This is a genomic window from Burkholderia sp. Bp8998 (assembly GCF_003854235.1).
GTDB lineage: Bacteria > Pseudomonadota > Gammaproteobacteria > Burkholderiales > Burkholderiaceae > Burkholderia.
In genome coordinates this window covers 1-13,394 of record NZ_QTQF01000029.1, presented here as the reverse complement: position 1 = coordinate 13,394, position 13,394 = coordinate 1, and the positions used below count along the sequence as shown (strand labels likewise).

Annotated in this window: 14 protein-coding genes, 1 tRNA gene and 1 pseudogene; 3 read left to right on the top strand and 13 right to left on the bottom strand. The window is 64.5% G+C overall.

Features of this window, described 5'->3' with window-relative positions; all coding sequences use genetic code 11:
- Positions 1-51 precede the first annotated feature (51 nt).
- From rplT to DIE06_RS25715, 9 genes are all read right to left on the bottom strand, one after another.
- Entirely contained in the window at positions 52-411 is a 360-nt protein-coding gene (gene rplT, locus DIE06_RS25760) for a 50S ribosomal protein L20 (protein ID WP_004192938.1), read from the bottom strand.
- A gap of 30 nt (positions 412-441) precedes the next feature.
- Positions 442-639: a 50S ribosomal protein L35 gene (rpmI, locus tag DIE06_RS25755; protein WP_004191477.1), complete on the bottom strand. Its 198-nt coding sequence runs from the start codon at positions 637-639 to the stop codon at positions 442-444.
- Between the two features lie 190 nt (positions 640-829).
- Entirely contained in the window at positions 830-1,354 is a 525-nt protein-coding gene (gene infC, locus DIE06_RS25750) for a translation initiation factor IF-3 (RefSeq protein WP_124663801.1), read from the bottom strand.
- Between the two features lie 49 nt (positions 1,355-1,403).
- Positions 1,404-3,311: a threonine--tRNA ligase gene (gene thrS, locus DIE06_RS25745; protein WP_124663800.1), complete on the bottom strand. Its 1,908-nt coding sequence runs from the start codon at positions 3,309-3,311 to the stop codon at positions 1,404-1,406.
- Positions 3,312-3,573: 262 nt separating this feature from the next.
- A tRNA-Val gene (locus DIE06_RS25735) sits at positions 3,574-3,650 on the bottom strand.
- A 97-nt stretch (positions 3,651-3,747) separates the two neighbouring features.
- Positions 3,748-5,982, bottom strand: a complete 2,235-nt coding sequence (locus DIE06_RS25730; RefSeq protein WP_124663799.1) for a bifunctional (p)ppGpp synthetase/guanosine-3',5'-bis(diphosphate) 3'-pyrophosphohydrolase — start codon at positions 5,980-5,982, stop codon at positions 3,748-3,750.
- Positions 5,983-6,026: 44 nt separating this feature from the next.
- Positions 6,027-6,380, bottom strand: coding sequence for a RidA family protein (locus tag DIE06_RS25725; RefSeq protein ID WP_124663798.1), 354 nt, complete (start codon positions 6,378-6,380; stop codon positions 6,027-6,029).
- An 81-nt stretch (positions 6,381-6,461) separates the two neighbouring features.
- Complete coding sequence (locus DIE06_RS25720; protein ID WP_124663797.1) at positions 6,462-7,358, bottom strand: alpha/beta fold hydrolase; 897 nt, start codon at positions 7,356-7,358, stop codon at positions 6,462-6,464.
- A 271-nt stretch (positions 7,359-7,629) separates the two neighbouring features.
- On the bottom strand, positions 7,630-8,514 hold the full coding sequence (locus DIE06_RS25715) for a DMT family transporter (protein ID WP_124663796.1): 885 nt from the start codon (positions 8,512-8,514) through the stop codon (positions 7,630-7,632).
- A 92-nt stretch (positions 8,515-8,606) separates the two neighbouring features.
- On the opposite strand from DIE06_RS25715, the gene DIE06_RS25710 reads away from it, so the two are divergent.
- Positions 8,607-9,545 (top strand): LysR family transcriptional regulator, encoded by a 939-nt coding sequence (locus tag DIE06_RS25710; protein WP_124663795.1) that lies wholly within the window; start codon positions 8,607-8,609, stop codon positions 9,543-9,545.
- A gap of 100 nt (positions 9,546-9,645) precedes the next feature.
- Here the strand turns inward: DIE06_RS25710 and DIE06_RS25705 are convergent, their stop codons facing one another.
- Both DIE06_RS25705 and DIE06_RS25700 read right to left on the bottom strand, forming a co-directional pair.
- Complete coding sequence (locus tag DIE06_RS25705) at positions 9,646-10,287, bottom strand: CoA transferase subunit B (protein ID WP_124663794.1); 642 nt, start codon at positions 10,285-10,287, stop codon at positions 9,646-9,648.
- A gap of 1 nt (position 10,288) precedes the next feature.
- On the bottom strand, positions 10,289-10,993 hold the full coding sequence (locus DIE06_RS25700; RefSeq protein ID WP_124663793.1) for a CoA transferase subunit A: 705 nt from the start codon (positions 10,991-10,993) through the stop codon (positions 10,289-10,291).
- A 223-nt stretch (positions 10,994-11,216) separates the two neighbouring features.
- Here DIE06_RS25700 and DIE06_RS25695 point away from each other — a divergent pair, with 223 nt between their 5' ends.
- The gene (locus DIE06_RS25695) at positions 11,217-11,762 is read left to right on the top strand and encodes a PAS and helix-turn-helix domain-containing protein (protein WP_124663792.1); all 546 of its coding nucleotides are present in this window, start codon (positions 11,217-11,219) and stop codon (positions 11,760-11,762) included.
- A gap of 107 nt (positions 11,763-11,869) precedes the next feature.
- On the opposite strand, the gene DIE06_RS25690 is transcribed toward DIE06_RS25695, so the two are convergent.
- Together DIE06_RS25690 and DIE06_RS25685 are read right to left on the bottom strand one after the other, a co-directional pair.
- A complete protein-coding gene (locus DIE06_RS25690) occupies positions 11,870-12,301 on the bottom strand; it encodes a thioesterase family protein (RefSeq protein WP_124663791.1) in 432 nt (143 codons plus the stop codon).
- A 32-nt stretch (positions 12,302-12,333) separates the two neighbouring features.
- Positions 12,334-13,110: an SDR family oxidoreductase gene (locus tag DIE06_RS25685; protein WP_059467666.1), complete on the bottom strand. Its 777-nt coding sequence runs from the start codon at positions 13,108-13,110 to the stop codon at positions 12,334-12,336.
- Positions 13,111-13,216: 106 nt separating this feature from the next.
- On the opposite strand from DIE06_RS25685, the pseudogene DIE06_RS39115 reads away from it, so the two are divergent.
- Positions 13,217-13,394 (top strand): annotated as a pseudogene (locus DIE06_RS39115) (electron transfer flavoprotein-ubiquinone oxidoreductase); the annotation flags it as partial.

The window sequence follows — 13,394 nt, the reverse complement described above, 5'->3', positions numbered from 1 at the left end:
CGAGACTACCGGAACATCGCTGCAACTCACCACGCAGTGCTAATTTTGCAATTAGGCTGCAACGGCGGCTTTCACCTGCTTGACGATCGCAGCAAAAGCAGCCTTGTCGAACACCGCCATGTCGGCCAGGACCTTACGGTCGAGTTCGATCGACGCCTTCTTCAGGCCGTTGATGAACACGCTGTAGGTCATGTCGTGCTGGCGAACTGCCGCGTTGATACGCGTGATCCACAGTGCGCGGAACACACGCTTCTTGTTGCGGCGATCGCGGTACGCGTACTGACCAGCGCGCATCACCGCCTGCTTGGCGATGCGGTAGACGTTATTGCGACGGCCGCGATAACCCTTGGCCAGGTTGATGATCTTCTTGTGGCGGGCCCGTGCGGTTACCCCACGTTTGACTCGAGGCATGTTTCTCTCCTTAGAGTATCAGTTGAGGGGTTACGCGAACGGCAGCATCGCGCGGACGGAGTTCAGATCGGAATCATGAACTGCCGTTGCGCCGCGCAGGTGACGCTTGTTCTTCGTGGTTTTCTTGGTCAGGATGTGGCGCTTGAAGGCTTGACCGCGCTTGACGGTACCGCCCGGACGCACCACGAAGCGCTTTGCAGCACTCTTCTTGGTCTTCATCTTAGGCATGACGAACAACTCCAGTTTATTTGATGGCGATGGGTGTGCGGTTGGCTTGCGCCCTTGACCCGCCCTTCGAAACCCAGTCCACTTGTGTACGGCGAACCGCTTGCGCGGCCGCCGTCATTGCTGGTGCGCCGCCCTGACCGGGCAACGCACCGAACCACTTTCGAACCTGCGCGACATGCGCGCGGGCCCGTTACTTCTTTTTCTTCGGCGAGAGCACCATGATCATCTGGCGCCCTTCCATCTTCGGCATCTGCTCGACCTGGCCGACTTCCTCGAGATCCGTGCGCAGACGCTCAAGCATCCGCATGCCGATCTCCTGGTGAGCCATTTCGCGACCGCGGAAACGCAACGTGATCTTCGTCTTGTCGCCCTCTTCGAGGAAGCGCACGAGATTGCGAAGCTTGACGTTGTAGTCACCGTCATCGGTACCCGGGCGGAATTTGACTTCCTTCACCTGGATGACCTTCTGCTTCAGCTTCGCTTCGTGCTGCTTCTTGGACTCCTGATACTTGAACTTGCCGTAGTCCATCAGACGGCAAACCGGGGGAACCGCCTGCGGCGCAATTTCCACCAGATCAACATCCAGCTCTTCCGATTTACGGAAAGCATCAGAGAGTTTCACGATACCGAGCGGTTCGTTCTCGATCCCGACCAGACGCACTTCCGGCGCAGTGATTTCACCGTTGATGCGATGCGACGACTTATCAGTAGCGATGTTACGTTTCCTCTAAAAATTAAAAAAACGAGCCGCGCTGCCAGGGCGGTTACTTGAACGAGCGCAGGTCTTCCTGCAGACGCTCAACGAAGGCTTCGACCGGCATAACGCCAAGATCGACGCCGCCACGGGCACGCACGGCTACCGTTTGCGCATCACGCTCCTTATCGCCCACGACGAGGAGATAAGGCACCTTTTCCAGCGTGTGCTCGCGTATTTTATAGCTAATCTTCTCGTTGCGCAAATCGGCCGCCACTCTAACCCCTTGTTTTTGCAACGTTTGGGCCAGAGATTGTGCATATCCCGCCTGACTTTCGGCGATATTCAGCACAATTGCCTGGAACGGCGCGAGCCAGACCGGCATCGCACCAGCGTGGTGCTCGATCAGAATGCCGAGAAAACGCTCCATCGAACCGACGATCGCACGGTGCAGCATCACGGGCCGGCGGCGGCTGTTGTCTTCCGCGACGTACTCGGCGCCGAGGCGCTCCGGCAGCACCATATCGAGCTGCAGCGTGCCGCACTGCCACGAACGGCCGAGCGCATCCTTGATGTGGTATTCGATCTTCGGGCCATAGAACGCCCCCTCGCCCGGCAGCTCTTCCCACGACAGGCCGCACGCCGTCAGCGCGTCGCGCAGGCCCTGCTCGGCGCGATCCCACGTTTCATCCGTGCCCGCACGCTGGTCGGGGCGCAGCGACAGCTTGATGTCGATGTGCTCGAACCCGAAATCCTTGTACACGCTCATCGCCAGGGTATTGAACGCGATCGACTCCGAGATGAACTGCTCTTCCGTACAGAAGATGTGCGCATCGTCCTGCACGAAGCCGCGCACGCGCATCAGGCCATGCAGCGCGCCCGACGCCTCGTTGCGATGGCACGAACCGAATTCCGCGTAGCGCAGCGGCAGGTCGCGGTACGAGCGCAGGCCGTGCTTGAACACCTGAACGTGACCCGGACAGTTCATCGGCTTGATCGCATAGTCGCGCTTCTCCGACTCCGTCGTGAACATGTTCTCGCGGTAGTTCTGCCAGTGGCCCGACGCTTCCCACAGCGAGCGGTCCATGATCATCGGCGTCTTGATCTCGAGGTAGCCGGCATCGTTCACGCGGCGGCGCATGTACTGCTCGACCTGCTGCCACAGCGCCCAGCCCTTCGGATGCCAGAACACCATGCCCGGCGACTCTTCCTGCATGTGGAACAGGTCGAGCTGCTTGCCGAGCTTGCGGTGGTCGCGCTTTTCCGCCTCCTCGAGCATGTGCAGGTATTGATCCTGGTCTTCCTTCTTGGTCCAGGCCGTCCCGTAGATGCGCTGAAGCTGCTCGTTCTTCGAGTCGCCGCGCCAGTACGCGCCCGCGACCTTCATCAGCTTGAAGACCTTCAGCTTGCCGGTCGACGGCACGTGCGGGCCGCGGCACAGGTCCGTGAAGCCGCCATGCGAGTACAGCTTGATTTCGTCGCTTCGCGGAATCGATTCGATGATCTCGGCCTTGTACTTCTCGCCGAGGCTGCGGAAATAGCCGGCCGCCTCGTCGCGCGACACGACGCGACGCGTCACCGGCTCGTCCTTCTTCGCGAGTTCCTGCATGCGCTTTTCGATCTTTTCCAGATCTTCGGGCGTAAACGGACGGTTGTACGAGAAGTCGTAGTAGAAGCCGTTGTCGATCACGGGACCGATCGTCACCTGCGCATCCGGATACAGATCCTTCACCGCGTAGGCGAGCAAGTGCGCGGTTGAGTGACGGATGATGTCGAGCCCGTCGGCATCCTTGTCCGTCACGATCGCGAGCGATGCGTCGCGATCGATGACCGTGGACGTATCGACCAGCTCGCCATCGAGCTTGCCACCAAGCGCAGCCTTCGCAAGGCCGGGACCGATCGAGGCCGCAACCTCGGCAACTGTCACCGGATGCTCGTATTGTCGAACTGAGCCGTCAGGCAAGCGTATCGAAACCATAGCAATCTCCGTGATGCCGACAGTGGGCGGCAAACCAAGCACGCGATATCAAAGTCACGCGCGAAAATTTCGCGACAAAAAAAATGCGGCCCCGCTTTCGAGGGGCCGCATTCGATACTTCACTCAAACTGAAAGGGCGAAAACGTTCCTCGACTAGCGTCGCTCCGAAAAGGTTTCGGTCAACGTTCGCGGTGTCATAACCGTATTCGCCTTGAGTTGTTTGCTGCATCGAACACCCGAAAACCGGGCATTCTTAATTCGTTGGTAGGCTCGATTGGACTCGAACCAACGACCCCCACCATGTCAAGGTGGTGCTCTAACCAGCTGAGCTACGAGCCTAGAGAAGCTAAGATTATATGGAGCCATCGCTCACTTGGCAAGCGTTTTTATGCGGTCGCAGTAAAATGATTGATCTCCGACCCCATTAACAGTGGCGTCACGCCTTGCGCCCCGCCCGCACGACGCCCGGCACTTCGCCGAGCAGCGTGCACGCACGCTGCACCTGCGCGGAATTCGATACCTCGACCGTGAACTGCATGAATGCCGCATTGCGGCGGCTCTGCGTCTTCACGCCCACCACGTTCATCTTCTCGCGCGCGAACACTTCGGAGATATCGCGCAACAAGCCTTGCCGGTCGCTCGCCTCGATCATCAGGTCAACCGGATAGACGGACACGCCGCGCCCGCCCAGCACGTCGGCCGACCAGGTCGTCTGCAGTACGCGCTCCGGCGCCCGTTCGGCCATCCGCCGGAACGTCGGGCAGTCGCTGCGATGAATCGACATCCCCTTGCCGCGTGTCACGAAACCGCTGATCGGGTCGGGCGGCGCGGGACGGCAGCAGCGCGCAAGCTGGGTCAGCAGCGCATCGACGCCGACCACCAGCACGCCGGTCGACGCACCATGCGCGACGCTCGCCCCGCTGCTGCGCTTCTCGAAATCGGCGGGTGCCTCGGGCGCATGGTCGGGCGGCGGTGCATCGGACAGCGCGTGCTCGATGTTGCGCAGGCTGAATTCTTCCTTGCCGACAACCGAGAACAACTCATCGGGCGACTTGAAGCCGAGCTTCGCGGCAAGATTGTCGAGATTGACCGAGGTCTTGCCCTCGCGCTGCAGCGTCTTTTCGACGAGCGCGCGACCATGCGCGATGTTCTCTTCCTGCTCGATCGAGTTGAACCACGCACGCACCTTCTGTCGCGCACGCGGACTCTTCAGGTAGCCAAGCTGCAGGTTCAGCCAGTCGCGCGACGGCCCGCCCTCCTTCACCGCGACGATCTCGACCGTCTGGCCGTTCGCGAGCGCCGTGTTCAGCGGCACCATCACGCCATCGACGCGCGCGCCGCGGCAGCGATGGCCAAGCTCGCTGTGCAAGTGGTACGCGAAATCGACCGGCGTCGCGCCCTGCGGCAGCGCGATCACACGCGCCTGCGGCGTCAGCACGTAGATATGGTCGTCGTCGAGCGACGTCTCGCGCAGCTGGGCCCACGCCTGGTCGCCCGAGACTTCGGTGCCGTCCTCGACGTCATCCTTCCAGGCAAGCAGCTGGCGCAGCCACGCGATCTTCTCGTCGTATTTGTCGCTCGCCGAGAACTGGCCGCCATAGCCGCGCGTGCCCGCTTCCTTGTAGCGCCAGTGCGCGGCGACGCCGTATTCCGCGAAACGGTGCATTTCCTGCGTGCGGATCTGCACTTCGAACGCGCGGCCGTCGTCGCCGATCACGACCGTATGCAGCGACTTGTAGCCGTTCGGCTTCGGACGCGAGATGTAATCGTCGAATTCCTTCGGCACCGGCTGCCACAGGTGATGCACGATGCCGAGCACCGCGTAGCAATCCTTGATGTCCGGCACGATCACGCGGAATGCGCGCACGTCGTACAGCTCGGAGAAGTCGAGCTCCTTGCCGCGCATCTTGCGCCAGATGCTGTAGATATGCTTCGGCCGCCCGCTCACGTCGGCCGGGATATGCGCTTCCGCCAGCTCGTGCTGCAGCCGCTCGATCGCCTGCGCGACGTACGCCTCGCGTTCGATGCGCTTCTCGTCGAGCAGCTTGGCGATGCGCTTGTAGGTGACCGGATCCTCGAAGCGGAATGCGAGGTCCTCGAGTTCCCACTTCAGTTGCCAGATGCCGAGACGGTTCGCAAGCGGCGCGTAGATTTCGAGCGTCTCGCGCGCGACGTCGGGCGGCGGATCGATCTTCGCCGCCGCGTAGTAGCGCAGCGACTGCAGCCGCGATGCCAGCCGGATCAGCACCACGCGGATGTCCTGCGCAAACGCGAGCAGCATCTTGCGCAGCGCCTCGATCTGCGTGCGCCGCTCTTCTGCGGCGTCGCGCCCGGCGTCGGGCATCGCGTTCTGCGCGGCGCGGAGGCTGACGGTGCCGAGCCGCAGCAGCTTGCGCACGTCGGATACGAGCCGCGCGACCTCTTCGCCGAACCGTTCGGTCAGCTCCCGCTCGGGATCGTTCAGGTGCGGCGTCAGCACGAACAGCGCGGCCGCCTGCATCGCGTGCGGGTCGACGTTCAGCGTGCGCATGATCGACGCGGTGCCCGCCGAGTGATCGGCGAGCAGTTCGCCCGACGACAGGCGCGCGTCGCCGGCCCGCTCGCGCACGAACGCGAGCACGTCGTCGAACGACGGCGCCGCGACGGAAGAAGCGGAAACGGACTCGGTCATTGCACGGCCTGGCGTATTGCGATCATCGTGATGCCTGGTTCAGTTCAGCTCCGCTGCGCGGCGACGACGACGATCTCGACGAGCAGCGCCGGATCCGCGAGCTTCGCCTCGACGGTGGCGCGCGGCGGCGTGTTGCCGTGCGCGACCCACGCGTCCCACTCCGCGTTCATGCCTTCGAAGTTCGCGAGATCCGAAATGTAGATCTGCACCGACAGCAGATGCGCCTTGTCGCTGTTCGCTTCGGCGAGCAGGCGGTCGATGTGGCGGAGCACTTCGCGCGTCTGGCCCTTGATGTCCTGGGTGGTGTCTTCGGCGATCTGGCCGGCCAGATACACGGTACCGTTGTGAATCGCGGTCTCGGAGAGACGGGCCCCGACGTGGTGACGAATGACTGCCATGGAATGTTCCGGTCGTGTGAGTGGGTGAACAATCGGCGACGACGCGGCCCGCGTGCCGCCGAACCGCATATTATGACGCGTTTATGCGCCGCCTTCGACGAAAAACCGGCGGGCGAGCGCGATCTGGTCGGCACCGGTGAACGCCGGCGCATGGCCCGCGCCCTGGATCTCGGCCTGCGTCACGTGCCGGCCGCGACGCACCATCTCGGCGACCGTGTCGCGCGACAGCAGGTCGGAATGCTCGCCGCGCACGACGAGCAGCGCCGCGTCGGTCGTCTCGATCGCACGCCACAGCGCGGCCTCGCCAAGCGCGGCCAGTTCAGGCGTCGTCGCCTTGAACGGCTCGGCGATGCGCGGATCGTAGCGCATCGTCCAGCCGCCGTCGGGCAGTTCGCGCAGCAACGGCGCGTTGATCTCGCGCCACTCGTCGCCGGTCAACGCGCCGAACGGCAGCGACAGCGACGTCAGATAGTCGATGCCCTCCTGCTCCGTCGCGAAGCACGGCTGCACGCCGAGGTATTCGCCGATGCGCGTCAGCGAATCGGGCTCGATGCGCGGGCCGACGTCGTTGACGATCATCCGGCGCAGCGGCGAACCAGGCAGCCCGGCGAGCGCCATGCCGATCAGCCCGCCCATCGACGTGCCGAACCAGTCGACCGACTCGACGTCGAGCCGCGCGATCAGCGTCACCATGTCGGCCACATATTGCGGAATCGCATAAAGCCGCGGGTCGGCGAGCCGGTCGGATTGGCCGCGCCCGACGACGTCGGGGCAGACGACGCGATACGTATCGGACAGCGCCGCGGCGAGCCGGTCGAAATCGCGCCCCGAACGGGTGAGCCCGTGCACGCACACCAGCACGCGCGGATTGGCGGGGTCGCCCCATTCGGTATAGGCGACATGGTGAAGACCGGCCGCGCTCGCGCACTGCACGCGCCGCTGGCGGGGTATCGGGGAATTCACGGAAGAAGTGGGCATCGGAGGCATCCTGTCGAACGGTGCGGTGCGACGCGATGACGTGCGCCGGCCCGGCCCGAAGGGTGGGCGGGGACGAAACCGATTGTAAACCCGTTCCGGATCACGAGTCGGCTCGCCGCACCCGCGGCATCCGAGCCGCGCGCGCAAACGAAGCCGGGCAAGGTCTCGATGCGGGATGCGCGATGCGTCAGGCGCCGCGGCGCCGTCCGGCAGACGAATGCGCCACCGTTGCGCGGGCTTGTTATCGCAGCACGCCCTGGCTAGTTCACCTTCATTTCTGCACGACCGCGCCGATGCTCGCGCCGACCACGCACAGCGTGCCGGCGATCTGCAGCGCCCCCATCGGCTGGGCCAGCACGACGAAGCCGATCGCCGCCGCGATCGCGGGCTCGGCGCTCATCAGGATGCCGAATGCCGACGCGCTCATCCGCCGCAGCGCGATCAGTTCGAGCACATACGGGAACAGCGGGACCAGCACGGCCAGATACGCGGCATCGATCAGCTGTCCGGCCGGCAGATGGGCGCCGCTTTGCGCGAGCCCGAACGGCGTAGTCACGAGCGCGGCCACGATCAGCGACGTGGCGAGCCCCTGCAATCCGTCGAACAGCGTGCCGACGCGCTTCATCAGCAGGATGTACGCAGCCCATCCGAGCGCCGAGCCGACCGGAAAGATCAGTGCGGCCGGCGTCGCCACCCACATGCCGTCCTGCCGCGCGAGCAGCAGCACGCCCGTCAGCGCCAGCACCGGCCACGCCAGCATCGCCGGCTTGCGCACGCCGAGCGTGGCGACCGCGAGCGGCCCGAGGAAGTTGATCGCAACGGCAAGCCCGAGCGGCACGCGACGGACCGCCGCGAAAAAGCACAGCGTCATCGCGGCCATCGCGGTGCCGAGCGCGATCGCGGCAATCCAGCGTTGCCGGGAATACGTATGGAGCGGCGGCCGCACGACGACCGCCAGCGCAAGCGCGGCGAAGCAAAGCCGCAACCAGGTCGTGCTGACGGTGCCGTACTCGAGCGTCGCCGGACGTGACAGCGCGGCACCGAGCTGCACGCTGCACATCGACGCGACGGCAAGCAACGGCGCGACCGCATGCGCGAACGACGGGGCCGCGCGCTCGGCGCCATCCGGTCGTGCCGTACTCAATTCGTCGCTCATTCGGTCGCTCCATATCGATGACACGACGATGCTAACCGCGGTCGCACGCTTCGTATAAGCTGATAATTCTTATGCCCGCATCAGGAAAATTGATGATCCGAGATCTCGACAGCACGCTACTGCGCACGTTCGTCACGGTGGTCGAAACCGGCAGCGTCAGCGATGCGGCAACGGTGCTGTATCGCACGCAGGCGGCCGTCAGCATGGCGCTGCGTCGACTCGAGGACGAAGTCGGCCAGCGCCTGCTCGAACGCTCGCCGCGCGGCGTGAAGCCGACGGCGGCCGGCAGCGTGCTGCTGCCCTACGCGCACCGGTTGCTCGACGTCGGGCTCGCCGCGCGTGCCGCGCTCAACGCCGGCGACATCTCGGGCACCGTCCGGCTCGGCATCCTCGAAGACATCGCCATGGGCCATCTGCCGCATGCGTTGCGACAGTTCGCGGCGTCGTTTCCGAACGTCGCGCTCGAGATCGTCGTCGATGCGAGCCCGTCGCTATCGCAGCGGCTCACGACCAATACGCTCGACTTGGTCATCGGCGACCCGGCGCTGATCCGGGCCGAGCCGCTCGCCACGTGGCGGCATCCGCTTCGCTGGGCCGCCGCATTCACGCAGGACGCGCTGCCGCGCGACGAGCGTTTGCCGATCGTCGCATTCGGCGGCACCTGTCCGTGGCAGGAAAAACTGTTCACGGCACTGCGTGATGCCGGCCTCGCGTGGCGCGTCGTGTGCACGAGCACGAGCCTGTCCGCGATCCAGTCGGCGGTCGAAGCCGGGCTCGGCATCGCGGTGCTGCTCGACTGGAACGTGCGCGGCGACACGATGCGCGTGCTCGACCCGCAAGCGGCCGGGCTCCCCGTGCCGCCCGCCGCGGACTTCGGCCTGTTCAGCCATGCGGATGCCGGCGATCGCACGTCGGCGGCCGCGACGCTGCAGCGCTTCCTGTTTGATGCGCTGCAGCTCGGCTCGCCGGACGCCGACGACAGCACACCGGCAACCGGGCGCAACGCCGCATCGGTGCGCGTCGCCGTCTGACACGTCCGCAGACGTCCGGCGAGCCGCCGCGGCGGCCCGAAAACGCAAACGCCCCGCATGCCTGCCGGCATGCGGGGCGAATCGCTGCGCGCCGAAAAACTCAGCGCACCGCGCTCACGTCGAGCGGCGCACCCGTCTTCGCCTGGATCTCGTCGACGCTCACGCCGTCGGCCAGCTCCAGGACCTTCAGCCCGTTCGGCGTCACTTCGATCACGCCGAGATCGGTGATGATCAGGTCGACCACGCCGACACCCGTCAGCGGCAGGTTGCATTCTTCGAGGATCTTGTGCTGGTCGCCCTTCGCGACGTGCTCCATCAGCACGACGACGCGCTTCACGCCCGCGACGAGATCCATCGCGCCGCCCATCCCCTTGATCATCTTGCCCGGGATCATCCAGTTCGCGAGGTCGCCCTTCTTGCTCACCTGCATCGCACCGAGGATCGCGAGGTTGATGTGGCCGCCGCGGATCATCGCGAACGAATCGGCCGACGAGAAGATCGACGAGCCCGGCAGCGTCGTGACGGTCTGCTTGCCGGCGTTGATCAGGTCGGCGTCGACTTCGTCCTCGGTCGGCGACGGGCCGATGCCAAGCAGGCCGTTCTCCGACTGCAGCCACACCTCGACGCCTTCCGGCACGTGGTTCGCGACGAGCGTCGGCAGGCCGATGCCGAGGTTCACGTAGAAGCCGTCCTGCAGTTCCTTCGCCGCGCGCGCGGCCATCTGGTCACGATTCCAGGCCATGTCAGTCTCCTTTCGCGCGTACGACGCGTTGTTCGATGCGTTTTTCCGGCGTCGCGTTCAGCACGATGCGCTGTACGAAGATCCCCGGCGTATGGACCTGGTCCGGATCGAGCGTGCCGTTCTCGACGATCTCCTCGACTTCCGCCACGGTGATCTTGCCCGCCATCGCGCACATCGGGTTGAAGTTGCGCGCGGTGCGGCGATAGATCAGGTTGCCGGACTTGTCGGCCTTCCACGCCTTCACCAGCGCGACGTCGGCCGTCAGCGACGGCTCGAGCACGTAGTGGCGATCACCGAACTGGCGCGTTTCCTTGCCTTCCGCGATCACGGTGCCGTAGCCGGTGTTCGTGAAAAAGGCGGGGATGCCGGCGCCGCCCGCGCGCAGCTTCTCGGCGAGCGTGCCCTGCGGCGTGAATTCGAGCTCGAGTTCGCCGGCCAGGTACTGGCGCTCGAACTCCTTGTTCTCGCCGACGTACGACGAGATCATCTTCTTGATCTGGCGCGTTTCCAGCAGCAGGCCGAGACCGAAGCCGTCGACGCCTGCGTTGTTGCTGATGCAGGTGATGCCCTTGATGGCGGAATCGCGCAGCGCCGCGATCAGCGCCTCGGGAATCCCGCACAGGCCGAAGCCGCCCACCGCGAAGGTCTGTCCGTCGCGGACGATCCCTTCCAGCGCGGCGGCCGCGCTTGGATAGACTTTGTTCATCTGTTTGTCCCTTCCTCTATGGAAACCAGCAAAACCGGTTCACGCGCCCATTGGGCCGCAAGCCCGCCGCATCATTCTATGCATGCACGGCGATACCTGCGTCGAGGCGCGCTGTTTTTATATCGCGGCAAACCGCCGCGAGATGCCTGAAAGGGTACGATGCGGCGCGGATGCGGCACAATACGCAAAAATACATAAGCATTTGCCTCCGCTTGCCTGCGCCATGCCCGCTCTCGACTACCAGACTGCCTTTCACCTCGCGCCGCTCGGCCTCGTGATGTCGCGCGACCGTGTGATCGAGGACTGCAACGACGCGCTGGCGTCGATCTTCCGCTGCGCGCGGGCCGACCTCATCGGAAAGTCGTACGAGGTGCTCTATCCGTCGCCGGACGAATTCCAGCGCATCGGCGAGCGCATCTCGCGCGTGATGATCGCGAACGGCACCTACGCCGATGACAGAATCATGAAACGGGCCGACGGCGAGCTGTTCTGGTGCCATGTGACGGGCCGCGCGGTCGACCGCACCGCACCGCTCGCGGCCGGCGTCTGGACCTTCGAGGACCTGAGCGCGACGCGCCGGGTCGCCGTCGAGCTGACGCCACGCGAACGCGAGATCGCCGCGCAGCTCGCGACCGGCAAGACCAGCAAGCAGATCGGCCGCATGCTCGACATCAGTTCGCGCACGGTCGACATCTATCGGGCGCGGCTGATGCGCAAGTACGGCACGAACAATACGCCGGAATTGGTGCAGCGCCTGCTCGGCCAGTAAAACGTGCCCCGGAATGGCAATCGGCCGCGTGAAGCGGCCGATTCGGGAGAACCTCGGGAAATGGCGACACACCGGCGCCCCGGGCGCCGGCTTCGGCACTGCCGCGCTCAGCCGACCTTCGCCGCGAGCGCCCGCTCGATCGTATCGCGCAGCAGTTCCGGCAGCGGCACCGATTTGCCGAGCGCGTAGTCGACCCACACACAGCGTGCGTTGCCGCGCGCATAGACGTGCTGCGGATCATCGGCGCGCGTGAGCTCGAAACCGGTGTCGAAGCTGCTGCGGCCCGGCTTCGCGGCCGACATCCTCGCGATCACGTCGCCCGGGTAGTGCAGTTGCTTCAGGAACTCCATCGACGCCGTGACGATCACGGGCCCCTGCCCCTCGCCGTTGCCGCCCGCGATGCCGAGTTCCTCGAACCACGAGATCCGGACCTGTTCCATGTAGCGGAAATAGACCGTGTTGTTCACGTGGCCGAACGCATCCATGTCGCCCCAGCGGATCGGCATCGACATTTCAAATACGGGGGAATATTCGCTCATTACAGTCTTCTTTGTTGCTGAATGTCATCCACTCAGGCGAGGCCGAAGCCGTCGTCGGCGGAGATAATCGAGCCATTGATGAACTGCGACTCGTCGGCCGCGAGCAGCAACAACAGCCCGTCGAGATCCTGCGGCTTGCCGACGCGCCGGCGCGGCAGCATCGACTGCAGCTTCTGGCCCTGCTCGGTTTCCCACAGGTAATGATTGATTTCGGTATCGATATAGCCCGGACAGATCGCGTTGACGTTGATCCCGTGGCGGCCCCATTCGAGCGCCATCGCACGCGTCATCTGCACGACCGCCGACTTGCTCATCGCATACAGCCCGATCTGCGGAAACACGCGCAGGCCGGCCACCGACGCGATGTTGATGATCCGGTAAGGCGGCTTGCCGTTGCCGTTCGCGCGCATGATCATCCGCTTCGCGACTTCCTGCGCGACGAAAAACGCGCCGCGCGTGTTGGTATCGAATACGAACTCGAAATCGGCCGGCGTGACGTCGACGAGCTTCTGCATCGTCGAGACGCCCGAATTGTTCACGAGGATGTCGATCGTGCCGGCTTCCGTCTCTGCGTGCGCGATGGCCGCCTTGATGCTCTGCACGTCGGTGACGTCGAGCGACACGACGTGCGCGGCACCGCCCGCCGCCTCGATCTCGGCGCGCAACTCCTTCAGGCGCTCGACGCGGCGGCTCGCGAGCACGACCTTCGCGCCGGCCTGCGACAGCACCTGTGCAAAGCGTTGCCCGAGGCCGCTCGATGCGCCCGTGACCAACGCGACCTTGCCTTCCAGATTGATCGATCGACCCATTGCACATCCCCTTTCGATGTCGTTTCGCCGCCGCGGGCGCCCTGTCCCACGCAGCATAACCCTAGCACAAAAAATAGAACGATCGTGCTAATCTATTCGCATGCTGTTGCGGCAAGCGTTTCGTTTCGCAGACAATACGCTCCCGAATAAAAGCATTCTAACGGTTAGAGGAACGCCAATGACCCCCGCAAGCCTCATCGAGCAATACGGCCCGCGCGAATCGATGGAATACGACGTCGTGATCGTCGGCGGCGGCCCCGCCGGGCTGTCTGCGGCGATCCGGC